20 protein-coding genes are annotated in these 24,740 nt (G+C 47.3%); 1 reads left to right on the top strand and 19 read right to left on the bottom strand.

Translation table 11 applies throughout. The features are described from left to right. Window positions 1-4 precede the first annotated feature (4 nt). The 3 genes from ACSQ8P_RS30690 to ACSQ8P_RS30700 all read right to left on the bottom strand — a co-directional run bounded on the left by ACSQ8P_RS30690 (window position 5) and on the right by ACSQ8P_RS30700 (window position 3,896). The gene (locus tag ACSQ8P_RS30690) at window positions 5-1,258 is read right to left on the bottom strand and encodes a DUF445 domain-containing protein (RefSeq protein WP_436238649.1); all 1,254 of its coding nucleotides are present in this window, start codon (window positions 1,256-1,258) and stop codon (window positions 5-7) included. An 884-nt stretch (window positions 1,259-2,142) separates the two neighbouring features. After that, on the bottom strand, window positions 2,143-2,751 hold the full coding sequence (locus tag ACSQ8P_RS30695; RefSeq protein ID WP_436238650.1) for an HD domain-containing protein: 609 nt from the start codon (window positions 2,749-2,751) through the stop codon (window positions 2,143-2,145). A gap of 128 nt (window positions 2,752-2,879) precedes the next feature. Next, window positions 2,880-3,896 carry a TrmB family transcriptional regulator gene (locus tag ACSQ8P_RS30700; protein ID WP_436238651.1) on the bottom strand — a complete coding sequence of 339 codons (1,017 nt, stop codon included), beginning with the start codon at window positions 3,894-3,896 and terminating at the stop codon, window positions 2,880-2,882. A gap of 278 nt (window positions 3,897-4,174) precedes the next feature. On the opposite strand from ACSQ8P_RS30700, the gene ACSQ8P_RS30705 reads away from it, so the two are divergent. Continuing rightward, the gene (locus tag ACSQ8P_RS30705) at window positions 4,175-4,618 is read left to right on the top strand and encodes a flavodoxin (RefSeq protein WP_436238652.1); all 444 of its coding nucleotides are present in this window, start codon (window positions 4,175-4,177) and stop codon (window positions 4,616-4,618) included. Window positions 4,619-4,684: 66 nt separating this feature from the next. Here ACSQ8P_RS30705 and ACSQ8P_RS30710 read toward each other — a convergent pair whose 3' ends face one another. The 16 genes from ACSQ8P_RS30710 to arfA all read right to left on the bottom strand — a co-directional run bounded on the left by ACSQ8P_RS30710 (window position 4,685) and on the right by arfA (window position 24,710). Then, window positions 4,685-5,371 (bottom strand): MgtC/SapB family protein, encoded by a 687-nt coding sequence (locus tag ACSQ8P_RS30710; protein ID WP_436239649.1) that lies wholly within the window; start codon window positions 5,369-5,371, stop codon window positions 4,685-4,687. 144 nt (window positions 5,372-5,515) lie between these two features. Next, window positions 5,516-6,205 carry a response regulator transcription factor gene (locus ACSQ8P_RS30715; protein ID WP_436238653.1) on the bottom strand — a complete coding sequence of 230 codons (690 nt, stop codon included), beginning with the start codon at window positions 6,203-6,205 and terminating at the stop codon, window positions 5,516-5,518. Then, window positions 6,202-7,677, bottom strand: coding sequence for an ATP-binding protein (locus ACSQ8P_RS30720; RefSeq protein ID WP_436238654.1), 1,476 nt, complete (start codon window positions 7,675-7,677; stop codon window positions 6,202-6,204). The genes ACSQ8P_RS30715 and ACSQ8P_RS30720 overlap by 4 nt, the downstream gene beginning before the upstream one ends. Before the next feature lie 5 nt (window positions 7,678-7,682). After that, window positions 7,683-8,435, bottom strand: coding sequence for an ABC transporter permease (locus ACSQ8P_RS30725; RefSeq protein ID WP_436238655.1), 753 nt, complete (start codon window positions 8,433-8,435; stop codon window positions 7,683-7,685). Further along, on the bottom strand, window positions 8,428-9,165 hold the full coding sequence (locus tag ACSQ8P_RS30730) for an ABC transporter ATP-binding protein (RefSeq protein ID WP_436238656.1): 738 nt from the start codon (window positions 9,163-9,165) through the stop codon (window positions 8,428-8,430). Before ACSQ8P_RS30730 ends, ACSQ8P_RS30725 begins: the two co-directional genes overlap by 8 nt. Window positions 9,166-9,272: 107 nt before the next feature. Beyond that, window positions 9,273-10,208, bottom strand: coding sequence for a hypothetical protein (locus ACSQ8P_RS30735; RefSeq protein ID WP_436238657.1), 936 nt, complete (start codon window positions 10,206-10,208; stop codon window positions 9,273-9,275). A 736-nt stretch (window positions 10,209-10,944) separates the two neighbouring features. Then, on the bottom strand, window positions 10,945-12,105 hold the full coding sequence (locus ACSQ8P_RS30740) for a Ger(x)C family spore germination protein (RefSeq protein WP_436238658.1): 1,161 nt from the start codon (window positions 12,103-12,105) through the stop codon (window positions 10,945-10,947). Next, window positions 12,102-13,553, bottom strand: a complete 1,452-nt coding sequence (locus ACSQ8P_RS30745; protein WP_436238659.1) for a spore germination protein — start codon at window positions 13,551-13,553, stop codon at window positions 12,102-12,104. The genes ACSQ8P_RS30740 and ACSQ8P_RS30745 overlap by 4 nt, the downstream gene beginning before the upstream one ends. Beyond that, window positions 13,550-14,644, bottom strand: a complete 1,095-nt coding sequence (locus ACSQ8P_RS30750; protein ID WP_436238660.1) for a GerAB/ArcD/ProY family transporter — start codon at window positions 14,642-14,644, stop codon at window positions 13,550-13,552. The genes ACSQ8P_RS30745 and ACSQ8P_RS30750 overlap by 4 nt, the downstream gene beginning before the upstream one ends. 308 nt (window positions 14,645-14,952) lie before the next feature. Further along, window positions 14,953-17,283, bottom strand: coding sequence for an RNA polymerase recycling motor HelD (gene helD / locus ACSQ8P_RS30755; protein WP_436238661.1), 2,331 nt, complete (start codon window positions 17,281-17,283; stop codon window positions 14,953-14,955). Window positions 17,284-17,320: 37 nt separating this feature from the next. Continuing rightward, window positions 17,321-18,292 carry an ABC transporter ATP-binding protein gene (locus tag ACSQ8P_RS30760; protein WP_436238662.1) on the bottom strand — a complete coding sequence of 324 codons (972 nt, stop codon included), beginning with the start codon at window positions 18,290-18,292 and terminating at the stop codon, window positions 17,321-17,323. A 39-nt stretch (window positions 18,293-18,331) separates the two neighbouring features. Next, window positions 18,332-19,123: an ABC transporter permease gene (locus tag ACSQ8P_RS30765; RefSeq protein ID WP_436239650.1), complete on the bottom strand. Its 792-nt coding sequence runs from the start codon at window positions 19,121-19,123 to the stop codon at window positions 18,332-18,334. Continuing rightward, window positions 19,120-19,896, bottom strand: a complete 777-nt coding sequence (locus tag ACSQ8P_RS30770; RefSeq protein ID WP_436238663.1) for an ABC transporter permease — start codon at window positions 19,894-19,896, stop codon at window positions 19,120-19,122. Before ACSQ8P_RS30770 ends, ACSQ8P_RS30765 begins: the two co-directional genes overlap by 4 nt. 565 nt (window positions 19,897-20,461) lie before the next feature. Next, on the bottom strand, window positions 20,462-22,465 hold the full coding sequence (locus ACSQ8P_RS30775) for an LTA synthase family protein (protein ID WP_436238664.1): 2,004 nt from the start codon (window positions 22,463-22,465) through the stop codon (window positions 20,462-20,464). Window positions 22,466-22,564: 99 nt separating this feature from the next. Beyond that, window positions 22,565-22,897 carry a c-type cytochrome gene (locus tag ACSQ8P_RS30780; RefSeq protein ID WP_436238665.1) on the bottom strand — a complete coding sequence of 111 codons (333 nt, stop codon included), beginning with the start codon at window positions 22,895-22,897 and terminating at the stop codon, window positions 22,565-22,567. 301 nt (window positions 22,898-23,198) lie between these two features. After that, complete coding sequence (gene arfA / locus ACSQ8P_RS30785) at window positions 23,199-24,710, bottom strand: arabinosylfuranosidase ArfA (RefSeq protein WP_436238666.1); 1,512 nt, start codon at window positions 24,708-24,710, stop codon at window positions 23,199-23,201. Between the last annotated feature and the right edge of the window lie 30 nt (window positions 24,711-24,740).

The raw sequence follows: 24,740 nt of genomic DNA on the forward strand, positions 1-24,740 counted from the left end.
CGCATTAGAATAACATTTTCAAGCCTGCCAAGCCTAAACCGATGATGAATCCACAAATGGCACCATTCACTCGAATCCATTGCAGATCGCTGCCGATCTTCTCTTCCATGAGCACCGTCAACTTCTCGTTGTCGAGTTTGTCTAGATTCTCTTTCACCAGTTGGCCGATTTTACTGTGATTTTGTTCCACATAGGAAGCGATCTGCTCTTGAATCCAATCTTCACCCTTGTGCAGCATCTCGGGGTTTTCGCGTATGGATGTAAGCATTTTGCGTATAATGGGCACCACATGCTGAGGAACAAAGTCGGGCTCATCGATGAAGGCTTCAGCTTTTTCTTTTAATTTAGTTAGTAAATGCGCTAACTTCTCATCGAGATCGAATAGTTCTGGAAGCTTCGTTTTTAGTTTCTCTAGTTCAGCTAGCAGCTGTGGATTACGCTCTAACTTGTGAAGTTCGCTACGGATAAACGAGAGCACTGATTCCCGGCGCGGATGGTTTTTCGTACGCATTTGTTCGATGTAACTGAGTACGAAATTCTGGATAATACCGCCAATTTTCTCCTCGTTCACCATACCGATAAACGCATTCACGGCAAAAGCCATGAAGCCATTCGACTGCAAGCCTTCAAACGCTTTGATCGCCATAGCCCCCAGCTGATCCCGCGTGTCCGCTTTGATCGCCCAGGCTGCCACTTTGTCTAGGACAAAATCGAATGTTTTGCCGTCGTATCCGCCATCTTCAATGCTGTCCACGAAGGTGCGTATGAGTCGGCTTGTGTCAACGTCTTGGAGCGCTTTATGTATTTCCTCTGCTAAGAGAGGGGTTAATTTCTCTAGATCAATTGCTTGTAGGGCTTGCTTGGCTAGCACAGTGAGCCCTTTGTGCAGGGATGCATTGTCCAACTGCTTGTCTGCCAGCTCTAGACCGCGCTCCAAGAAACGGATTTGCTGCAAGCGGGCACGAATCGTTTCTTTGGAGAGCAGCTCATTCTGCACGGTGGAGACGAGTGCCTTCGTGATCTTCTCCCTATTATTCGGCAGCAGCGCCGTGTGCGGGATGGGAATGCCAAGGGGATGACGGAACAAGGCACTGACTGCGAACCAGTCGGCCAAACCGCCGACAACCCCTGCTTCGAACCCACCTTGCAGGAACGTGCCCCATACTGTAGAGGAAACTGCTGAGGGCAGCGTAGCCAGGAAGCCCGCGCCCATGACGCCAAGTGAAACGGTTGCTATATACTTTGCTTCTTTTTTCATTGTTGTAACATCTCTTTCCGCGTGAGGTTGATGAATCATTCTTTCTATTTTATCACAAATTGGAAAGAAAGGTGGTAGCGGGTTGGAGGGGGAGGAAATCGGGTGCAGACGGCCACTTGTTTGTTGGGGAAAATATGCATCGGTGACGTAATGTTGCGCTTTGTGTGTAGCAAATTAGGTCGGAAAACAATAGTGGGACAGAGAAAGACAGGGACAGACAGAGACAACAGAGACGACAGAGACAATAGTGACAATAGTGACAACAGCAATATCCGAGACATCCGCTACTTCCCTCTATCGCTGAAGCTAATTGCAAAATGTGCGTCTATCCGTCTCAGTGACTCACATTTGTTTCAAACAAGTTCATATTACCTTCTTGCTAGCGGATAAGTCCGCTGTCTAGATGGAGATCCAGTGGTTGATCTGACACCCCACACTTCTACGCACGAAATAACTGGATTTTATGTAGGTAATTATGTGCTTTTTCGCTCTATTTGGAATTTAACTGGAAAATATGTAGGTAATTTCGCTAGATTTCTTCATTTCCTTCGAATTGGCTTCGAATAACTGGAGGAAATCCAGTTATTTGTTGTAGATGGGAGAATACTGCTGAAATAACTGGAGAAAATCCATTTAATCGCCAATATGGTGACTGAGGTGATGGGTGACGGGTGATGAGTGGTGGGGTGACAGGTGATAGGTGACGAGTGATGAATGGTGGGGTGACTGAGGTGACGGGTGACGGGTGATGAGTGGTGGGGTGACGGGTAACGAGTGACAGGATGACAAATGACAGCAGAAGAATGACGAATGCAACTGCATTCTGTACGCCATATAAAGAAACCACAAAAAAGAGAGCCCACCACTGGCTCTCCCGAAAGTTCTTATCGCTCGCCTTCCCACTCCGCATAAAACTGCTGCAGATAGAGTTCCATGAAGCGATGCCGCTCCTCCGCGAGATGCCTCGCGTAGGCCGTATTCATTAGCTCCTTCAGCTTGAGGAGCTTCTCGTAAAAGTGATTAATCGCGGTGTCGTTGCCCCCGCGATACTCCGCCTCCGTCATGTGCTCGCGCGCGATGACGGTAGGATCATGAATCGGGCGGCCTTTCCAGCCCGAATAGGCAAACACGCGCGAGATGCCCACCGCGCCAATAGCATCCAACCGGTCGGCATCCTGCACGACCTGGCCTTCAAGCGTGCGCATTGGCGGCCGCGCGCCGCCCTTGAACGACATCGTGCTGATGATCTCTAGCACGTGCTCTACCTGCGCTGCCGGCGTGCCGCTGGCAGCGAGCCAGGCCTCCAGCTCGCGCTGAGCCGCAGCTGGATCGGCGTTGAGCTTCTCGTCGACGACGTCGTGAAGCAACGCCGCAAGCTCGCAGACGAAGCGGTCAGCGCCCTCCTGGGCGGCAATGCGCTTGGTCGTCTGCACCACGCGATAAATATGCCACCAATCGTGGCCGCTGCTATCGCGCTCCAGCTTCTCCTTCACGAGCGCTTCCGCCGCGAGTAGGATCCGCTCTTGATCTACCACTCTCCCTTGCTCTGCTACTCTCTCCTGATCTACCACTCGCTCTTGATCTACTACTCTCTCTCCATCTTCTCTACCCTCAAACTGCATCATTTCTTCTTCTTCCTCTTCCCATTTCCAGACTTTCCTGGTTCAGACTTTCCTACTTCAGGCTTCTCATCAAGCCTGTCATCGCCAGAGTTCTCTAGCATCCTGCCTGCATCAGTCTTCTCATCGCCATCCTTGATCTCATCGAGACTTCCAAGTTCTCCGGCGATCTCATTGCCTGCGTGGAGCTTAAGCACAACCACTTTGCCCTCATCCGTTTTCTTCGGTTCAGGCACTTTCCCATCTATCTGTTTCTGTATGATTTTTTTGAAATTTTTACCGTATTTATCCTCAAGCTTCGTACCCATATCCTGCTGAAGCTCCTGCAACACGACACTGCTGCAAAAATGATTATACAGCAGCTCCACCATCGCAGGATGCTCGGTTATCATCGCCACCGTTGGATCTTCAACGCCACGCGTGCCAATAATCGCTAGTTTACGATCAATAAGTATCGTGAACTTACGTCCCTGCTGACCCTTCAGACCCTCGCTCCGTTTACGTGCAAAAGGGTAGAAACCGACTCCCGCATCGCGTGTCGGCATGACGATGACACGCACGCCTTGCGCTGACACCTCGCGAATATCGTCCTTTAGCAGTCTTGCTTCTTCCGAAGACAGATCACAGAACGCCTCCTCCTTCGCTTTCCTCAGCTCCGAGCGGATACGTTCGATAACTTTGATTTCACCCTCCAAGCTGAAATACTCAGCCATATGCGTTTCTTGCTTGGGCAGATGCTCTTTCACATAGCGGATGGATGCCTGCAGCTCCGCTTCCATTCGCTCGCCGATTTCTTCAATCGGTACGCTTTGATATACAGTGGGCTCACCATGACTCGTGAGCACTGCGCCTTTTTCCGCGAGCTTTTGTAAAGCTGCGTACACGTTCGAGCGCGATACGCCAAGCCCCTTGGCAATTTCGTAGCCAGTTTGCGTGCCGTTCACGGCAAGCACGTGCAGACACTTGGCTTCCAGATCTGTGAAGCCAAGGTTTTTCAAATGCTGTAGAACATTCTCCATGGCGCAGCCCCCTTCATATCCCTATTGTAGCATGAACACTTGCTTAGTCGTATCGGTTCACAGTACGATCCCTTTAAAATTTTATATTGACAATGATAATCATTATCAACTAATATGATGGAAGTTAATGGGTCGCCTGTTGGACTATCGGTTGCTGCACAATTGGCTATTTAACATCTACCGTTCTGCTACTAGCACCACTTTCTGAACTACCGTAGCTTTGCCGTTATTCCCTTGATCCTGATTCCAAAATTTATTAAACCTATAGGAGGCCCACCATGTCCAAAATTATCATCGTATACGCAAGCATGTCTGGAAATACGGAAGAACTCGCCGAAGCGATTGCAGCCGGCATTCAAGAGGCAGGGATCGAGCCTGTTCTCAAAAACGTCATGGATACGAACGCGAGTGAGCTCGAGCAATATGAAGGTGTTCTACTCGGAGCTTATACGTGGGGAGATGGTGATTTACCGGATGAGTACGAAGATTTCTACGAGGAGATGGATGACGTTAATCTGCAAGGACGCAAGTTCGGCGTATTCGGCTCTGCTGATTCCTCTTACACGTATTTTGGCAAAGCGGTTGATACACTCGAAGAAAAGCTAGCTGAAATTGGCGGGGAAAAAGTATTTGATGGCTTCAAAGTGGAACTTAATCCGTCCAAGGATGAGAAACAATTGTGCCATGAACTAGGTCTTAAATTTGCAGCAGCACTAGCCTAAGCATCTACACTTCTCCAAAATGAAAGACCGGAAAGCAGCCCCTGCGGCCACGATCCGGTCCCTTTCTTACAACGTTTCAACTTCAGCGATCTCGATGTACGCCATGCTCTTCATCTCATCGTACACTTCAGAAGCATATTTCCGATCGACATACACGATGAAGTTAAGCTCCTGCAGTTCTTGGTTCAACTCTTTGATATGAACACTTTTCATTTTGTACCCTTTGGCAATAATCGTTTTAATAATCGTTGTTAAATTCCCCTCATGAGAAACGATCAGACGCACACGAAGATCTTTCATCATCAGAGGTCTTGGACCCATTTTCTTAATAAAATAAGGTAACACGATTACGCTGATGAGAATGAGCGTTAGTCCGAAAAAAGCTTCAACGTAGAATCCCGCCCCAACTGCAATCCCAAGTCCTGCAGCTCCCCAAATCATAGCAGCCGTTGTCAGACCGATAATGACATCATTGTGCTTGCGAAGAATAACACCTGCTCCGAGAAAACCGATCCCGCTCACCACTTGCGCCGCTAGCCTCATGGGGTCCATGACATGTAATCCAGCTACTGCATATTTATTAGCAGATTCGATCGACACGATGGTCAATAAACAGCTGCTCAGGCAAATGACCAATGAAGTTTTAAGTCCAAGCGGTTTATTTCTAATTTCCCGTTCCAATCCAATAATTAATCCAAATATTGCTGAAATCCCAAGCTTCATTAAAATATGTAGATCTACAGTAAATTCCATCATCGTTGACTCCTCTTGTTAAGTAACCTTTACAATATCTTAACAAAGTAACGAAGTAAATAACCATTTGTCAAATATGAAAATGTTTATGCCACCAACCAAAAAGCCTGAGATGAGTTAGGCAACTCCCCCAAGCTTTGCAAGTTAGATTCGGAAGCGATAGCCCGCTCCCCATATCGTTTCAATATATTGTGGATTCGATGGGTCCTGCTCTACTTTCTCTCGCAGCTTGCGTATGTGCACAGTCACAGTGGCTATCTCCCCCATGGCATCCATACCCCACAACAAGTCAAACAATTGTTCCTTGCTGTACACCCGATTCGGATTCATTGCGAGATGAGTCAGCAGATCGAATTCTTTGGTGGTGAACATGACCTCCCGATCATTCACAAATACGCGTCGCGCCGTTTTATCTATCATCAAACCCCGAATGCGGACTTCATCGTTCTTCGACTCGCGCTTACCCATTAACCGTTCGTAGCGAGCCAAATGGGCTTTCACCCTAGCAACTAGCTCACTTGGGCTAAATGGCTTGATCATGTAATCATCGGCTCCAAGGCCGAGACCGCGGATCTTGTCGATGTCTTCCTTTTTAGCAGAAACCATGACGATTGGAATGTCCTTCACACTTCGAATGCGCCGACAAATCTCAAAGCCATCCATAATCGGAAGCATGAGATCAAGAATCACCAGATCATATTCGATCGTTAGTGCCCGCTCCAGCCCTCGCTCGCCGCTAGTTTCAATATCAACCTCGTACCCGTTAATTTCCAAATAATCACGTTCTAGCTCGGCAATGCTTTGTTCATCTTCTACGATTAAAATCCGACTCATGCTTCGCTTCCCTTCCCTTGATGGCGTGGTAAGGCCATAAACACGGTAGTGCCCAGCCCCAGCACGCTCGTTGCGCCAATGCGCCCACCATGCTCTTCAATGATTTGCTTCGCAATTGCCAATCCTAGCCCGCTGCCTCCTGTTGCTGTATTGCGCGAAGGATCTGCACGATAGAACCGGTCGAATATATGCGGAAGCGCCTCCTCTGAGATGCCCTGGCCATTATCCTTGATCTGAATTACCGCGAAATCGCCCTGTGTCATCACGCTTAACGTGATCTGACAGTTACCCTCTTCACTGTATTTGACTGCATTTTCTATAATGTTCAGAAGTACGCGTCTAAGCTTATCACGATCTGCTGTAACCAATATCGGCTCTTGTGGCAGCTCGGTCAGCGTAAACTGGACCCCTTTTTTCTCCATATCAAACTGCAATTCCTGCGTACAATCCTGCACGTAGTTTCCTAGATCAACGGTTTCGAATTGAAACGGAACTTTGCCCAGATCCAGCTTGGAAAATAGAAACAGCTCATCGATCAGCCGATCCATATCCGCCGCTTTGTTATAAATGGTTCGAATATACTTATCCAGCTTATCCGGCGAATTGGAGACACCATCCATGATACCTTCCACATAGCCTTTGATCGCAGTGACTGGTGTTTTCAAATCATGGGAAATATTCGAAATAAGCTCTTTGCGATTCTCCTCATATTGGAGTTGAAGCTCCACGGATTTCTTGAGTTTACGGCGCATTTCTTCAAAAGCAACGCTGAGCTCGCCAAGCTCATCTTTGCGATGTGGAACGATTTCGAAGTCCAAGTTGCCTTCTTTAATGTCTTCAGCCGCCCGTTTCAAAGCGCGTAAAGGTCGAATAATGCTGCGTGAAACGAAGTAAGTCAGCACGCCATTGGTAGCGATCAGGATGAATATAAAAGTTAAGAAAACCGTTTTTGAGAATTGGTGCAAATATTTCTGAAAAGGCCCGCCATCTAGAAACACGAATACCGTTCCTTTACTCTTATCCGAAAATAAGAAATCCTGCTGTCTAGTTATCCACAGGGAACCTTGATTACGCTGAAATTTCCCTGATGGAGTACCGTAAAGCGGGAGCTGCGAGGTGTCCCCAGCTTCTCTATCCTTCAGATAGGAAGATAAATACGTAATGGTTTGATCTTTTCGAATGATAAGTCCCATGTTGATTTTGTGAAACCGCTCGTTCAAGTCCTTTACAAACGCCTCCTGTAGAAAGGCATCGGGATCGGTTTCAATTTTGGCCTTTATATAAGCGACATTTTCCGCTTCCTGATCAACGACGCGCTTAATGGGGTTGCCATGCGAAAAGTCGACATCAAAGCCGGATTTCAGGCTCCCAAAAGTGGCGATGCTGATGAGAATGACGGCTAGCCCAAAGAGCACAAGCGGTACAAGCAGCATGGCAATATAGGACAGAACTAGCCGTACGCGAATCGACATGAGGTTCAGAGCTCCTTTTTATCAAACAAATAATAACCTGCTGTAAAAAATAGTATACTGCACGCTATCAAAAACATAAAGATCGAGAAGATCTTGCTCGTCACCATCGAACCGCCAACCCAAAGCATATGCCAATCCATGTAGGCTGTTGGTGAGTAAGTTGCGATTTGTGGGAGGAAGAACGCCGCTACTTTGAATGCCAAGTATAGAAGGATGCTGACTGTCAGAGCCGAACTGCTGCTCGAGAAAAATTGCGCCAGACATACCGCGGCGATACTCAACACCAGCAGGGGGACGAAAGCTGCGCCGTAGGCTAGAAGCCAAGTGGCAAACGTTCCTATGCCTCCGAAATGTTGAAACAGCAAAGCCGAGAGCATCGATGCGATGAGCGCTACAACTAAATAGAGAGCAATATAGATGGCAAGCGCTAGTTGTTTGGATGCAAATACTTTGAAACGGGAGAGTGGCCGGGTTAGGATGTTTTTCATCGTACGGTCCCCCATTTCACCGGAGAACACATCAGCAGCCCCCATGAACACAAACAAAGGCAGGAAAATCGTCGTGAATAAGCCCAACATTACGATGGGGAAATCCTTCGCGGCGATCGCGCCAATGCCGATACCATTCTGGAACCTTGATAGCAAAATTCCCGCTAGAATGGGCAGCAGCAAGGTGACCGCAAGGAAAAAGATGGTTTTCTTTTTGTAGGCTAGTTTCAGCGTTTCATTCCAGATGTTAGCTGTTAAAATGCTAGGCATTGGCGGCAAGCCCCCTAACTTCTTGAATTTCTCGCAGGTAAGCGGCTTCTAAAGTTGGGCTGCCTTTGATCAAATCGGAAACGAGTCCCTCACGGATGAGCTTTCCTTGATGGATGATGCCAATGCGATTGCACATCAGCTCCATTTCGTGGATGAGGTGAGAGGCTATTAAGAACGTGATCCGTTCTTCTCTTGCTAATCGCAGGATGATTTCACGAATGTGAACCATGCCCTCAATATCAAGGCCGTTCGTCGGCTCATCGAGAATGAGGAGTTCCGGCTTAGCTAGCATTGCTGCCGCTAGTCCGAGCCTTTGCTTCATGCCTAGTGAATAGCCCGCTACCTTTTCATGTTGAAAAGGGGTTAAATCAACGATCTCCAGCACTTCGTCTATTCGCTGCTTGCTCACTTCGGGATACAATCGCGCCGCTAACTTCAGATTCCTTCTGCCGCTCATGTAGGTGTAGGCTTCTGCCGTTTCGATCAATACGCCGACCTTCGCCATCGCTTGCTCATACTGTGTTTTCACGTCGTAGCCAAACAGCTTTACCTGACCCTGCTGCGCCTTAGATAAACCTGTCATGATCTTCATGACGGTTGTTTTCCCCGCTCCGTTCGGGCCAAAAAAGCCATATATATCGCCGCGCTGCACCGTCATATTGACTTGATGGATGCCGCGGAGGTTACTGAATATTTTCGTCACATTGCCTAGTTCAACGACGTGTTTCATGCCGTTCCGCCTTTCAAAAGGGAATGAGGAGGTCAACCGAGGTTGACGGCTCCTCTTTGGGTCATGTGGTGCGTGGTGAAAAGGAACTAAGAGCTAGTGATTAGAACTTAGTTCTTGTCGCCCCATTTTTTGTGATTGGACATGTCATCGAATTTCACGTTCTCTACTTGCTTGCCGCTCAAATCAACGGTATCAGGCGTTGTCGAGTTCAGGCTGGACAGTGTCATATCAATGCGAAGCACGACATCATGCTCAGCGCCTTGCTCATCTTTTCCAGACAAATGAATCTGCGCTGACTGACTCGTAATGTGATCATCGCTATCCACACTCGCATTTACTTCCACTTCATCCATAGAGATATCGGAAGAAAGCTGCGGGAGGCTGTTCCTTAGTGTCGCGAGGTCAATCCCCAGTGTGTTCGCTTTCGTTGGCATTGGTTCATCTTTAGCCATCGTACCATGTTTGATGACAAGTGAACCCACGGTATTGACAATCGGTGAGATCTGGCTGCCGGAAAGCTTGAAATGAATTTCCTTACCGTTACCAGCTGCGTCGTCCATCGTGACATAATTTTTCAAATTGCCGACTAGGGCATCCACCACATTCTCCACTTCGCTGATGACTTCTGGGTCTGCGGTATGGTTGCCTTTGTTATGTCCTTTGAACTTCGCTGGCGCGTCATCACCTTCGATGACTTTGTACACGTCAGAATCGGCTGTTTTGACAATCTGCTTGCCATCTTGGCTGTAGAATTGAATGGTTTGCTGCTCATTAGTGCCATTAAGTACATTCACTTCCGCGCTTCCAGCGTGATCGGTTCCGCCGGTTTTAATCGTTGATTTTACTTGGAGCAAAGAAGCTCCATTGTCCTGTAGGGACACGTTCACTTGACGCGTGACGTTCTTGATCGTCGCTGTTTGCTTCACTGCTGTTTTGAAAGCTTCATATCCGGGAGCTTCTCCCACACCTGCATATACTGAGGTCACTAGCATCATGCTGCCTACCGCTACGCCTAATCCTAACATCGCTAACTTCTTATTCATCTCGTCCTGCCTCCGCGTAATTCATACGCTTTCTCTAATTTGGCTGCGCCCTGCGCTTCCATATTGACTATCTTAGACCTCAAGACTTAATTGCCACTAAAGCTCCTATTAACACGGCCTAAAACAATTCTTAAATATTTCTAAACTGGGGGGTGGGAGCGTATGTGTGAGTGCGCAAAGAGTAGGTAGTTGTGCGGTAGTTCGATGTGTCTTAAGTGAATAGTTGGTGGGGGTGCGATTGGTTGGTGTGTCTTAAGTAAATAGTTGGTGGGGGCGCGATTGGTTGGTGTGTCTTAAGTAAATAGTTGGTGGGGGCGCGATTGGTTGGTGTGTCTTAAGTGAATAGTTGGTGGGGGGTGCGATTGGTTGGTGTCTGTGCTGCTAAAGTGGCCTCAAAAAAATAACTGGAAAAACTCCCGTTATTTTGGCGATTTTGGCATGCGAATCAACAATAAATGGAAAATATACAGTTAATTTCTACGGAATCCCCTGAACTACTATTATCAGCCGGAATTAACAACATAAAATCCAGTTATTTTTCATTTTTCCACGGAATTAAGCATTATTAGCTGTATGTTTTCCAGTTATTTTACTGACACTGCCCAACTGGGGCGGGCTGGAGCGTACGAGGTCGGCGGGCGGGGTTGGCGTACGGCGTGCAGCGGAGGGCGGGGTATACCACAATAAAAAGCCGCCTCCTGAGCATCGAACCGTCAGTAGGCAGCCTATTTGTAAACTAATATTGTTTCGTTTTTTCTTTCATTTTGAGCATACCGGAGTGGAGAAGCTTCACTTTCACCGTAATGTTACCGAGCTCATAGTCATTTAGCGGTTTTTCACCATAATTGGTTAATTTCGCCCATACTTTGAACTCATCTCTATACAAAACATGCTCTAAAGAATACACGTCAATGCTGAGGCTTTTACCAAGCTTAAATGTCTGCTCAACCTCCTCCTTGATTTGATTGGAAACTAATTTTTCCAACTCCATCTCATTGATCTCTTCAAATATTTCAGCAACGCCAACGGGTGCTTTAATCTCAACATCGAAGATGGCTTGCCCTCCCTGCGTTCGTACCTTGATATGAGACTTCGGTTTGATATTCACAGTTTGAACTGCCTTTCCCTCTCTATACACAACGATCGGAGTACGACTCGTATATTTATTTAACCATCTAGCACCAATAGATTGCTTATCAGATAACCATTCTAATTTATTTTGTTTGTCTAACATATAAGCGCCGCTCACTTTTAGTTTTGGATCTGGCTTTTCATTTTTTGCCCATGTCTTTTTTTCGATGTCTAAAGTGGGCAACATCACGGTATACCCAGGCTCCCGCAATTTTGAAGCCACCCAGAACAAGCGATGTGGAGGAATGAACGAATGTTGACGATAATTTTCTACCGGTTGCATTAAAATAGAGCTCATCGGTGAGACATTAAAGAACGGGATAACGGAAAAAACAGCCTCGATCGACTCATCCGTGCTATATACCCATTGGGTAAACCGCGTTTCACTATAACGAACGGCTCCATCGGTATATTTACGAATGCCCTGATCTAGTGCACTCTTTGTGAACAAATAAGCAGCGACATGCCCCCAAAAAACGCGCTGCTGAGAAGTACGGTAGAGCTTATTGAACGCATCACTTACCGTTGTTCCTTCCTCTTTCCCTACCCAAATCAAAGGCGGTTGCGAGGACTGCCCCCCTTCTTGTTTCGCCACGCTGGCGAAATCCAGCATTTGTCCATAAACAATGTATTTCCCATCTTTAAAATCAAAACCAATCGCCGTCATGTAATTCGTATCTTGAATGGTTTTCATATCCCAACAGCCTGTTTGGCTAATCAATACGACTACGCCCGCAGCCAATTTCAACAGAGCTGTTTTCCTCATGAAGGTTCCCCGCCTTGTCTGGTGTCATCTTGCGGACTGAGAGCATGCGGTCGTCGTTTTAACTTCTTCCAAGGCTTGGCCAATAAAGAGGCGATCATTTCCCCGAATTGGGGGGGCGAAAGTGGAGATAGATAGGGTACTCCAAACGACTCGAGCGTAGACATGAAGAGAATAAGACCCATGAGAGAGATCATGAAGCCGTAGATACCAAACACAGTGGAAATCAATAGAATAACGATACGTAATACCGTAATTGTGCCAGCGAGGGATTGATTGACCAGCGTGTACATCGAGATTGTGGACAAGGAAGTAACAACCAGCGTTGTAGGACTAGTAATCCCTGAGCGGATCGCCGCATCCCCAACAATTAAACCGCCAACCACTGTGACGGTTTGTCCAACAACTTTAGGCAATCTGGCACCCGCTTCTCGGAACAATTCAAATAACAGCAGCATAACGATAAAATCCATCGGTCCGGATAAAGGCAATCCTAACCTTGATGAGGAGATCGTGGCCACGAGTTGATACGGAATTTGGTCCAAATTAAAACTGGAAACCGAAATCCACAATCCAGGTAATAATACCGAGATCAGCAAACCTAGCACTCTCAGTATTCGCTCAAATGCGACGAAATAGAAGGGATTATGAACATCTTCAGGAGAGTCTAAAATAAAGCTCAAGGAAGCTGGCGCAATGAGTGCCATCGGCGAGCCGTCTACGATGACCGCAAATCGTCCACGAAGCAGGCTGTCCGCCACAAAGTCTGGTCTCCCCGTATAATTTAACAGCGGAAATAAAGAAAAAGATCGCCCTGATAAGGCATCATTGAGCTGCGCACTGCTAATAACCGCATCGACATTAATCGTTTGCAATCGGTCTCTCGCCTCTTGGATAATCGACTCGTTGATGACGTCGCCTAGATATAATAAGGCAACTACTGTGTTGCTTTTTCGCCCCAAATGTATCTTCTCACAGCATAAGCTCGGTGTGGCCAACCGTTTGCGGATTAGGGCGATATTTGTGATCACATCTTCCGTAAATCCATCGCGTGGTCCGTTAATTGAAGTTTCCGTACTAGATTCTTCTGGTGAACGATTCGGAGGTGCGGCAATATCCATGGCATATATAGCTTGGGTATTTTCAAAAAATAAGATCAGTTGTCCCGCATAAACAGCTAATTTCATGTCGGATATCATTTGATTACCCGTCAACTGCACCAGTTTCAGCATCGAGCTTACATCCATAGCGTCTTCATTTCGATAAAAATCACTTTCAACAAAAGCCTGCATCTTAGGCAGTACGAGACCATTGATCATGTCGGTCCTTACCATGCCTTCGCAATACAGCATCGTAACACGCTCGGTCATTTCCCCGTACGTCACTGGATATGTTTTGATAATGATGTCGTCCGAAAGAGCAAACCATTCACGGAAATCTTGCTCATTCACAAAGCATCCTTCTCCTTTCGCCGTATAGGCAGCATCGCGACTACAAGCAGGAACGACAGCAATACCAAGCCAACTGCCAACATGACTGTATAGTAATAGTTTTGCAGCCACAGCACCATTTGGTTATCTGATATGGGGTACATGCATAGACCTAGCAGACCTAAGCTAATCCAAATGAGGATGTGCGTTCTGGTCGATTTCTTCTGCACTTTCATGATATCCACACTAATGAACATCAATATCGAGGTACGCATGCTGGCACCAGAAATCCATTGAAAAATAGATAGAAAGTCCAAGTGGGAAATATATTTCCCAAGTGTCACCATTCGCCATTGTTCAAAAGCTGGGAACCGTAAATCTGCCGCCTCGAAAGGACCAAATATGGCGATCGCCCCCGTTAAAGGACCAATTGTAAGCCCAATTACACAAGTTGACAGAATTATCAATCCTCGTAATCGGATACGTGTTCGAACATGATGCTGCAAAACGAGAATACTCAAAATCTCGAAGGAAGCACTACAGGTTAGAAACACACAAATGAAAGTCGGACCATACCCATGTGTAAAAAGTGGTGTGAGCTGCGTATAATCCTTATATTGAAAGTTCGCCCCCATTACAAAGTAACCTAGGACAACAACAGCTGGTAACAAGATACCCGATGTAATCGCAATCGCTTTAATTCCTTCTCTTGCCGCAAAGAAGCAAAATACGATAAACAACAACATAATCAGAAATACAGGAGTTCTTGGAAGATAAGTAATATGGGTCCACATGGTTACATCTTTGATGGTAACCATGGCATGCGTAAAACAGATCAATATGAAGATCAATTGAACGAAATACGTCCCCCATTTTCCCACCCTCATTCTGATCCATTCGATCAACTCTCCCTGTTTCGTTCGTCTCACGAGGAAATAGATCAGACAGGACATAAAAAACATGGGTATGATGGCCAATGCGGCCCCAAACCAGGAATCCCTCCTCCCGAAGTGCAGCAGCACAGGGATTAGCAGGACATGATTCGTTATAGCGATCGAAATGATCACTATACTATATAGTTGGAGAGTAGTAATCCGATTTTTTACAAGCATAAGGTTCTCCCACTTTGGTATGAGGTGGACATATAACATCAGGTATCGTTAAGTTTTCCCGCAACTGGGAATTTATGCGTAAACACGCAACAAAGCCGCCTTCCAAGGGTCGGAAGGCGGCTTATGGGCCAACTATATTAATAGAATGTCGCCAATATGATAACCAACAAAATGTACAGTACCAAAACAACTGCTGTGCTGGAGTATCCAACGTTTGACATGGTTAGTTCCCCCTTCCGCCTGCTATACCTGATCTTGTTGCTCCATTTATTCTATGTTAGGCAGGGCGGAGGTGTATGGACGTATGTCTATTTGTGTGGAAGAAACGGAGTTAATTCACCTAGATAACAGACATCTAAATAGTGAAGTGCACGGGTGCAAGCCGTGTAAAACAGCTTGCGTTCCTTCGCCTCCGCGTAGACAGCTGCTCCAGCATCATAGAGAATAACCGCGTCGAACTCGAGCCCTTTGGCGAGGTACGCCGGCAGGATCATGACGCCTGCCTCATAGTGCAGCGTATCTTTGCTGATCCGCGCGAGGTCCGGCAGCAGCGGCTTCAATCGTCCGTGCGCGTGCTCCGTCTCGCGCTCGGTCTTGCAAATGATCGCGACGGAGCTTGAACCGCCGTCGCGTCTAAGGCCCGCCGCCTCTGCGACGAGGCGGATCAGGTCTTGCTCGCTTGCTGCGCGCAGCAAGCGCGGCTCTTCGCCGCTGCGGCTGAACGGTTCCACCGGTTCGCCGCCCGGCAGGACCTGACACGCGAACTCGGTGATCTCACGTGTCGAGCGGTAACTCTTGACGAGACGAATTGTCTCCGTCTCGTCTTCCCCCATCAGCTCGCTAATCGAGCTGTAGCCTTGCTCTTGCTGTGCGGTGCTGGTGCCTGCACCGGCACTCGCAGCTACAAGTTCATTCACATTCGCGTTCGCGTGTGTGAAGATCCCTTGATTCCAGTCGCCAAGAAGTGTGAAACGGGCGCGTGGAAACAGCTTTTTCAAATACGCATAGTGAAACGGTGAATAATCCTGTGCCTCATCGACTAGGCAATAGCGGATCGTACCCACGCGCAGCTGGCCCTCGACTAACCCTTTGAGATAGACAAGCGGGGTTGCATCCTCATACCGCAGATGGCCTTGCGTGAGCGCCTCAACGGTGAATGTGCTAATTGTCGGCCATGCTTCAGGCAAAGGCTGATCTGCAAGCCTCATAAGCTCCTGTTGCAAGCTTGTATCCGTAAACAGCTCCATGTACATGCCGAGCACGTCGACGTAGGCTAGTTTCTGCGCTTTTTCCCTGAGCGGTGTGATCGCTTTGTGCGCTTTCACTCTGCTCATTTTCTTCATCTCGGGCTCTGTGCCCATGTATTTCGGCTCGCGCACAAGCTTGCGATAAAACCGCTTCTGTACATCAGCTTGAAACACGTCTAGCCTCGTAAGTATCCATTCTGACAGCTGCTCCATGCGCTCACCGATGGCAAGAATCGAGGGCTTGCCGTAGAAGCGTTCGCTCAGCTCATCAGCGGTGATCAACACCTTCTTACCCACAGCCAAGTCAAAGAATCGGATCCCGCCCTCTTTCAGTTTATCCCCATATGCTTCAATCACACCTAGGAAAGCCTCGGAGGTCTTGTAGGAAATGCTTTGCAACCGTGCAGCATATAAAGGATCCAGTTCTGTGCCAGTCAAAATAAATTCGAGCTGATCATACGGATCCTCCAGCTTCAGCCCGGTATCCGTTAATTTATGTGTTAAATAATCCTGAAAGGTCGTTTGCTGCATGGTCGCTTCGCCCAGCTCAGGCAAGACACGAGAAACGTAATCACTGAACAGCGAGTTCGGCGAAAAGAGGATCATATTATCGGCACTAAGTGTCGTTCGATACTTATAGAGCAGATACGCGATGCGCTGCAGCGCAACGGATGTTTTACCGCTGCCCGCCGCACCTTGGACGACCAGCACCTTGTGATGGTCATCCCGGATGATCTGATTCTGCTCACGCTGAATCGTTGTGACGATGGAGCTCATCTTCTCATCCGCACTGCGGCTGAGCATCTTCTGCAGCATCTCATCACCGATCGAGATGCCCGTATCGAACACATCCTGCAGCTCGCCAGCTTTGATGATATATTGGCGCTTGAGCCATAGCTCGCCGCTTACGTCCATCTCTGGCGTGCGGTATGTTGCCGGGCCTGGCGGATAGTCATAGAACAAGCTGGCGATCGGTGCTCGCCAGTCATAAATCAGAATTTCATCTGTCTTACTGTCGATGAATGACGTCAAACCGATATAGATTTTCTCCCGCTCCTGCTCGTCCTTCTCTTGAAAATCAATCCGGCTAAAATATGGCGCATCGACGACGCGCTCCAACTTCCGCAGCGCATCCTGTGCTAATCGGTAGCTGCGCTCCTGCCCTTGCAGCACATGCTCCTGCTGAGCCATACTCGCCGCCGTTTCAATCAAATCATCGTCATTGTCTGCATTGACGGAAATATCATCCCAGAAGCTCCGGCCAATAGCCGTCGCTTCCGATCTGCGGTCATCCACCGTTTGGCGCAGCTCTATAATGCGCCGCTGAATATTGGCTCGCACCACAGAGACGCGCTGCGCTTCCTTCTCTCGTTCTTCATTCCCTATCGCCATGGTTTCAGTCCACTCCACTCCCAGTGATTTCTATATTTTAAAGATACACGTTCTGTATGACCTCTTCAAATTCCGGTTCTTCCATATGTACATCGTCCATATCGCCCCAACTGCTCACAATCCGCAGGACATCCATCGCCTTGAGTTCTTGGCGATTACAAGCAATCGTCAGCACGTTTGCTTCTTGCGCGATCACACGAAACGGCAGCTCCCAGCTATCCGGTACTTGAATCTCACCCCGAAAGGACACCTTCATCATCGTCGGTAATCCAATACGATCTCTCAGCTTGTCTATGGAACCATCATAGCCAATTTCCCCATGATTAATGACGATAACTCTTGGGCAAAGCTGCTCAATATCGTCCATATCATGCGTCGTTAGCAAAATCGTTTTCCCGAAATCCCGATTCAGCGTCTGTAAGAAACCGCGAATATTCCTTTTGGCTACCACATCCAGGCCGATCGTAGGCTCATCCAAGAACAAAATATCCGGATCATGCAGCATCGAAGCTGCCAAATCGGCTCGCATTCGCTGTCCGAGGGAGAGTTTGCGAACGGGAGTATCTAGAATTTCTTTTAAATCGAGCAGCTCCGTCAATTCACCTAATCGTCTGTGCGCATCTGCCGCTTCTACGCGATACATCGCGAGGAGAATTTCATAGGAATCCTTCACAGGGAGATCCCACCATAGTTGGCTTCGTTGTCCAAAGACAACACCAAGCTGTCTAACGACCTGCTTCCGTTGTTTCTGCGGACTTTTGCCATGAATCAAAACCTCACCAGTGGTGGGGTGCAGGATGCCTGTGAGCATTTTGATCGTCGTCGACTTCCCCGCCCCATTAGGACCAATATACCCGACGAACTCGCCGGTTTCAATCTTGAAGCTCACATCGCGCACGGCTTCTTTCTCTTTGTATGCCCTAGAGAATAGAGTTCGGATCCCCGAGAACTTCCCTCCCTGGATGACAGGGGATTGAAAGGTTTTGCGCAAATGCCTGACCGTTATCATTAGTGCCTTGCCCTCCTTTTTAATTCATGTGATTAATAATTAACTGCCTGTGCTTTGATAGCGTGATAGTCCTAGCTTCCAGAATCGCATCGCTAGCCACAATACGGCTACGGAGACCGTTAATGTGCCTAATAACATTCCCACGCCACCTTGATTCCTAAGCACATATAGAGCAGGAATGTAATTGACGAAACCTACTGGAACAAGCACTAGAAGAGCGCCTTGCAGCCATTTGGGATAGATGCTGAGCGGGTAACGAGCCGCTGTTTGAGAGGCGTCCTCCGTCATATTTTGCAAGGACTCAATACGTGTGAGCCAGAATCCGGCAGCTGCCGTGGCCAAACCAATCGCGAATAAAATCACAGCACCTGTGAGGATGATAAACCCCGTTAAGGGTATAGCAATCCATCCAATTTGCCCGCTTCCGATAAGCGCTTTCATTGAAATGATCAACAGGATCAAGCCTTGACCGATTTCGGCAAATAGAATCCGTGAATTTTGGGTCATCAAAGCAAGTAACACAGGAACAGGACGAATCAGAATGGCATCCAGGTCACCGGAAACAAGATATTTCTCGAGATGATGCACATCGGAGGCGAGTGTGCGATAGATCGCTTTGGAAATCATCATCACCCCATACAAGTAACTCACTTCATACAATGTCCAGCCATGTATATGGCCAAACTTCATCATCACCAGCGCCACCATCAGGAATTCAGAGATTTGAATGAACGAAGACATGAGGGTCGAGAACACAAAATTAAACTTATACTGCATGCGACTACGCAAACTTGCCCTAATGAGCAGCATAAACAGCCGAATCGAGATCATCCGCCCTGCACCTCCAACTTCTTGCGAACCACCCCAGTAACGGCCAAGCAGACACAAGTAAACCCGATGCCCCATAGGAGAGCGCCGAGCACAACAGTTCCATGTTCAAGTCCCAGGTAGATCCGAGTCGGGTAATAAAGTAAATAGGGATATGGCGTGTATAAGCTGATGGTCCGGAGCCAGTCTGGCAGCCATTCCACAGGGATAAAAAAGCCAGATAACAGCATAGCGAACGAATAGTTAACCCAGTAAAACCAACGGGATTCCGTTGTCCATAAGGCGGCTACGCCAATTAAGTAATTCAAACAGATGGAAATATAAGAGGCCGTGACGAGTGAGAGAGCTGTCCATCCATACACCGAGGCGATCTGTGGAAGCTGTAAGGAGAAGATGAAGACATAGAGGACATAAATCGGAATGCTTTTATATAAAAATTGATACCACACTTGGCCCCATTCACGGCTCATCGCCTGATAAAATAAATGCACGGGCCGCATCAAATCGACCGCTATTTGACCTGTTCGAACCGATTGCTCGAGCCCGAGTCCATTCGTCGTAAACTGTGTAATCCACAGAATCGCCTGGTTAAAAGCAATGTAACCTACTATGCCTTTGGCACCGTATTCGCCTAGCGATGCATCGCTGCCTAAGCTGGTCCAGATGCTGGCATAAATAAAGCCGAACACCGCACTTACTGCATTATGCAGCAGATGCGAGCCACGATACTGCAAGTTTCTTGCATACGCCTTGCGCGCTAAAACCGCGAAAAGCATAAAACACCTCCTGTTTCATCGTTCAAGATTCGTTTGCTTTTTCGTTTTTCGTGCAGTCGCCGCGTAGAGACGGAATCCCATATTACCAAAATAACCCTGCCCCTGGCAACAGTTATTTCTTGTGTAGGTTTTAGTCGATCATCCCCTCGCTGACGGCTCTCACTTTGGGGATTCGACGCGGGTATTGACTTGTTCGTGGAGATATGGGTAGGAGCATAGTATGAAGAAATAGCCCGCCATCCTCACCACCCCCTCCCCCAATTGTCTAACTGTAAAAACTACAGCTATTTCAGCAACTATTCTCACTTTTTATAGACTAACTGGATTTCTTGTAGTTAATTTCGCTAGATTCCGCTGAAATGGTTGTTATCGGGGAAATTAACTGTACGTTTTCCATCTAATCTGTTATTTCGGCCTTTTCCGCGAAAATAGATGGAGGTTTTCCAGTTAATGTCGTTGCGCAAGCGCCAAGTAGTACAGGGGGCATTTCTAATGTTGGGTTGATCGCAAAAAAACCGCCTCACAAGTAGCATCTACTTGAAAAGACGGCCTTATTTAAATTATTCTACTGCGTACTAGCTGGCTTAGCGTCTTCGCTGCCTTGAGCTTCGGAACTAGCAGCGCTTATGCCGCCAAATTCGGCATTGTAGTCCGCCTGCGTACCCTTCGTCAAATAATCATGATCCAAATGGTCAGCCAAGTATTGCTTGCCAAACATTAAGTCGTACTGGACGTTTCGGTAATCATCGATTAATGATGCCGCGGATTCCGGTGTAGTTGCATGCAGCTGCCCATCTTGATCGACGATCAAGTTGCTAAGCAAGCCTGGTACTTGCTGTGACAACTCGGCATTCAAAGCGAAATTCGCTGGCTTTTCCATATGAAGCATATCAAGGACATGAGCCCCTAAGAAAGAATCACTCAGCAGCGGAATGTCCTGCTTCGGCATATCAAAGTTAGACCATGTCACAACAGGGATGCTATGCATCTTCTTGATTTCTTCCAACGACCATTTATTCGCATCGCTTGTTGAAATAAAGCCTGCTTCTTTATACACCTGATAATCCATGCCTAACATCGGCAAATGGTCACCGTAGAAGACGATCATTGTCGGTTCATCCGAATCCTTGAAATGATCAATCATCATTTCCAAACTTTGATCTGCGTCATGCGCACCTTGCGTGTACGTTTCTAGAATACTTTTCGCTTGCGCGGAAAGATCTCCAGTTGCCTTGAAATTATTTTCCCCATAACGAGGATCATCATACGGGCCATGATTCTGCATGGTCACTGTATAGATAAACATCGGGTTTTCTGTTTTATCTACTTCACTTATCACATTTCTGGAAACTTCAGCATCGGAGATAAAGTAACCCTTCGTTTCCGGATTGTCGAAATGCTCACTACTCTTAAAGGATTCAAAACCCAGTTCCTTATAAACGTTGTTCCGATCCCAGAACCAACCTTCATAGGAGTGAATCCCCATGCTCTTGTATCCTTGATCGGCAAAATAACTCGCCAAACTTGGAATAGGCTTCGAGATATATTGTTGATACGGAATGGATCCACCAGGTAAGAAGCTCATCGAGTTCCCAGTCAACACTTCAAATTCCACGTTACTCGTACCGCCGCCATATTGCGGGGAAAGCAAATAACCGGAGCTAGACTCCTTTTGCAAACGGTGAATGGTTGGCAGTGGGTCTTGGCTGAACGTGACATTCTCTAGTAGGGTAGGATCCCAGAATGCTTCGCTCATCACGAAAATAACATTCGGCTGTTTCCCATCAGCTAGGGTTGCTTTTGCTTTTCGGACACCTGAATCCTGCTGCACAGTTTGAATATTCGCCGCGGCCGACGCCATTGCGGATTCACTGTATGATTCAGGCTTTTGAACGATCGAGTTTTTCACATTTAGCGTAAATGCTAGTGTGAGACCATTGTTCGCATAGTTTTGCTGCTGATCCCAAACAATTTCATTGACACCTGCGTGGTCTAATACTTTGCCAGCTAATGGTGTTTTGATCCCAAACGCATACATGGCATAAAGCGAAAAAAGCCCTAAGCCAATTCGAGCGATAACGGGTATTGTAACACGCGGGATCACCCATCTAAACGCAAGGACGATGAGAATCGCAGCCGCTACAGCACATATTCGAATTAAAGCAGCTTTACCAGTGACTAATGAAGCAATATCCATACTCTCTTTGTTCAGCAATATATCCCAAGGGAAGAATGGCTCCCCGATCATTTTCACTTTCATATACGAGATAATTGCCATCAGACCAAGTAATAAGGTCGTGATGGAGCCAGAGATTGCCAAAGATCCTACGAGGGCATATACGAAAGCCAACAGACAGAAGGTTAACCCTACATTTAACATAAATAATGGTTGATTAGCTGTAATCCACTGCATAGTTTCAGGTAGATTACCACGTTCAAGAAATTCCATCCCTACAACAGACAGAATCGGTAAACCGATCATAAATAAAACTAGTGAAATCGATGCTCCCAGACGGCTTGAGCTTTTTTTACTCGAAAGACGCTTCCGGGGCTTCAAATTCAAGTGCATCTTACATCACTCTCCTCATGCCCCTTATTGTAAATGTCAATTGTGAAGGAATTATGTAGATAACCTTAAAGGAACCTTAACCCTTCCATTTCCTTCCATTCACTTCAGTCCAGCCAACCAGACAGCAAGTGCTTTCAATTCCTCTTCCTTCATCGTGACCTGAAACGGCGGCATCCCGCCACCACCCTTTTGTATCCGCTTTACGATTTCAACTTCCGTGAGGCGTTCTCCCACTTTTTGAATATTCGGGCCTTGTCCGCCTTGTAATTGATTACCATGACAGGAGATACAATAATTTTGATACAGCTTCGGAACGTCTACATTCGCAGAAACACTCGCACTCGGCGTCGCCGATGGTTTATCTCCACAAGCAGTCAAGCCTATTGCTGCCACCAGCAAGAAGCCGCCAACTGGGCCTACTCTCATTTTCATGTGCGCAAACTCCTTCAATCTCATTTCTCTCATCATACCAGAGCGTAGATTGGAAAAGAAAGAAGAGCCGCGTGCACCATCACATGGGCAGCCTCGTTTATCCTACCGATCAAGGCTTCTCATATGATTATTATGGTACAAATCGCGGCTTTTTACCACATAACAAAGTTTAAGTTTTCGCTACCCGAAAACTGCTTTGTTATTGGCGATAAAACCTTCCTCAGAACGCGGTCGCGCATCTTCGAAAGGCCTCGATAGAAGTTTTCTCATAGGTGTGTATCTTTGAATTTATCCGATATTTTTACGCCAGCTTAAGACGAATCACATTCCAAGATGCCTTCCCTAGAACCGCCTCAATTTGTCCACTAGCCGAGATAGTCGCATTCCCTGAGGAATGTGGCTTCACACGATCTGGCGCTTCCAACGTATTCGAAGCCTTGAGATCCTCATGCTCCAATACGATATGCTCTTTAATTTGGAAGCCGCCAAAGCTGCGAAGATCCATCTCTAAGGGGAGTGCTTTTTCTAAATGGCGATTCACTGCAAAAATAGTCAACTCCGATGCTTCCTCATTGTGCACGGCAACAGCTTCGAGATAAGGCACGTCCGTGTAGTCCTTCGCGTCATACTTCGGTGACTTAATGAGCGGTACGAGAACCGTTCCACGACCGAACACACTAGCATGCAAATAAGGATAGTAAATCGTTTGCTTCCACGCGGCGCCGCCACTCGCGGTCATAATTGGAGCAATTACATTAACCAATTGGGCTAAGCAGGCCATTTTGACACGATCCGCACGTTTCAGCATAGAAATCAGCATACAGCCAACTAGCAGTGCATCTTCATGGTTATAGATATCTTCCAACTGTGGCGGGGCAATGGACCAAGGCTCGATTTTACGATCCGCATCGTGGGAGTGGTACCACACATTCCATTCGTCGAAAGAGAGATTGATCTTCTTCTTACCACGCTTTTTCGCCTGCACGAAGTCAGCTGTAGCAATCACGGTATGAATGAATCGATCCATGCCTAAGGATTGAGCCAAGAAATTCGCAGAATCCTGGTCACGATTGCCATAATATTGATGGAGCGAAATGTAATCAACATGATCATACGTATGTTCAAGAACGGTTGCTTCCCAATCTGGGAAGGTAGGCATGACCAAGCTCGAACTACCGCAAGCCACTAGCTCAATCGAAGGGTCGACCCACTTCATTACTTTCGCTGTCTCGCAGGCGATGCGGCCATATTCAACAGCTGTTTTGCTTCCTATTTGCCACGGGCCATCCATTTCGTTGCCTAAGCACCACGTTTTGATGTTATACGGCGTACGGTAGCCGTGGGAAATTCGCAAATCACTCCAATAGGTGCCTCCAGTGATGTTGGCGTATTCAATAATGTCCCTTGCCTCATCGGGACCACGAGTTCCCAAATTCACAGCCATCATGGCATCCGTGTTCGCTTTGCGGCACCAGTCCATAAACTCATTAAGGCCGATCAAATTCGGCTCAATCGTGCGCCAAGCAAGATCAAGACGTCTCTTACGCTGATCGACAGGCCCGATGCCATCCTCCCAATTGTAACCCGATACAAAGTTCCCACCAGGATAACGAACAATCGGCACATTCAGACCTTTCACTAACTCCAGCACATCTCCGCGAAACCCCTGTTCATCTGCTTGGGGATGCCCAGGTTCATAAATCCCGCCATACACGGCGCGTCCCAAGTGCTCAATAAAGGAACCGTACAAACGCGGATCAACTTCTCCTACTTTAAAATCCTTATCAATAATCATGCTTGCTTTCATAGACATTAAGCTCACCTCATAGTATAATTAATAAAA

This window comes from Paenibacillus sp. LjRoot153 (assembly GCF_964253085.1).
GTDB lineage: Bacteria > Bacillota > Bacilli > Paenibacillales > NBRC-103111 > Paenibacillus_E.

What these genes read in the sequence shown, in the direction of transcription:
- ACSQ8P_RS30710 (WP_436239649.1), bottom strand. Translation starts at nt 5,371, where the DNA reads ATGGAATTTACTGTAGATCTACATATTTTAATGAAGCTTGGGATTTCA.
- ACSQ8P_RS30720 (WP_436238654.1), bottom strand. Translation starts at nt 7,677, where the DNA reads ATGTCGATTCGCGTACGGCTAGTTCTGTCCTATATTGCCATGCTGCTT.
- helD (WP_436238661.1), bottom strand. Translation starts at nt 17,283, where the DNA reads ATGGCGATAGGGAATGAAGAACGAGAGAAGGAAGCGCAGCGCGTCTCT.
- ACSQ8P_RS30700 (WP_436238651.1), bottom strand. Translation starts at nt 3,896, where the DNA reads ATGGAGAATGTTCTACAGCATTTGAAAAACCTTGGCTTCACAGATCTG.
- ACSQ8P_RS30730 (WP_436238656.1), bottom strand. Translation starts at nt 9,165, where the DNA reads ATGAAACACGTCGTTGAACTAGGCAATGTGACGAAAATATTCAGTAAC.
- ACSQ8P_RS30715 (WP_436238653.1), bottom strand. Translation starts at nt 6,205, where the DNA reads ATGAGTCGGATTTTAATCGTAGAAGATGAACAAAGCATTGCCGAGCTA.
- ACSQ8P_RS30770 (WP_436238663.1), bottom strand. Translation starts at nt 19,896, where the DNA reads ATGCTTTTCGCGGTTTTAGCGCGCAAGGCGTATGCAAGAAACTTGCAG.
- ACSQ8P_RS30780 (WP_436238665.1), bottom strand. Translation starts at nt 22,897, where the DNA reads ATGAAAATGAGAGTAGGCCCAGTTGGCGGCTTCTTGCTGGTGGCAGCA.
- ACSQ8P_RS30775 (WP_436238664.1), bottom strand. Translation starts at nt 22,465, where the DNA reads ATGCACTTGAATTTGAAGCCCCGGAAGCGTCTTTCGAGTAAAAAAAGC.
- ACSQ8P_RS30690 (WP_436238649.1), bottom strand. Translation starts at nt 1,258, where the DNA reads ATGAAAAAAGAAGCAAAGTATATAGCAACCGTTTCACTTGGCGTCATG.
- ACSQ8P_RS30735 (WP_436238657.1), bottom strand. Translation starts at nt 10,208, where the DNA reads ATGAATAAGAAGTTAGCGATGTTAGGATTAGGCGTAGCGGTAGGCAGC.
- ACSQ8P_RS30750 (WP_436238660.1), bottom strand. Translation starts at nt 14,644, where the DNA reads ATGCTTGTAAAAAATCGGATTACTACTCTCCAACTATATAGTATAGTG.
- ACSQ8P_RS30740 (WP_436238658.1), bottom strand. Translation starts at nt 12,105, where the DNA reads ATGAGGAAAACAGCTCTGTTGAAATTGGCTGCGGGCGTAGTCGTATTG.
- ACSQ8P_RS30705 (WP_436238652.1), top strand. Translation starts at nt 4,175, where the DNA reads ATGTCCAAAATTATCATCGTATACGCAAGCATGTCTGGAAATACGGAA.
- arfA (WP_436238666.1), bottom strand. Translation starts at nt 24,710, where the DNA reads ATGTCTATGAAAGCAAGCATGATTATTGATAAGGATTTTAAAGTAGGA.
- ACSQ8P_RS30760 (WP_436238662.1), bottom strand. Translation starts at nt 18,292, where the DNA reads ATGATAACGGTCAGGCATTTGCGCAAAACCTTTCAATCCCCTGTCATC.
- ACSQ8P_RS30765 (WP_436239650.1), bottom strand. Translation starts at nt 19,123, where the DNA reads ATGATCTCGATTCGGCTGTTTATGCTGCTCATTAGGGCAAGTTTGCGT.
- ACSQ8P_RS30725 (WP_436238655.1), bottom strand. Translation starts at nt 8,435, where the DNA reads ATGCCTAGCATTTTAACAGCTAACATCTGGAATGAAACGCTGAAACTA.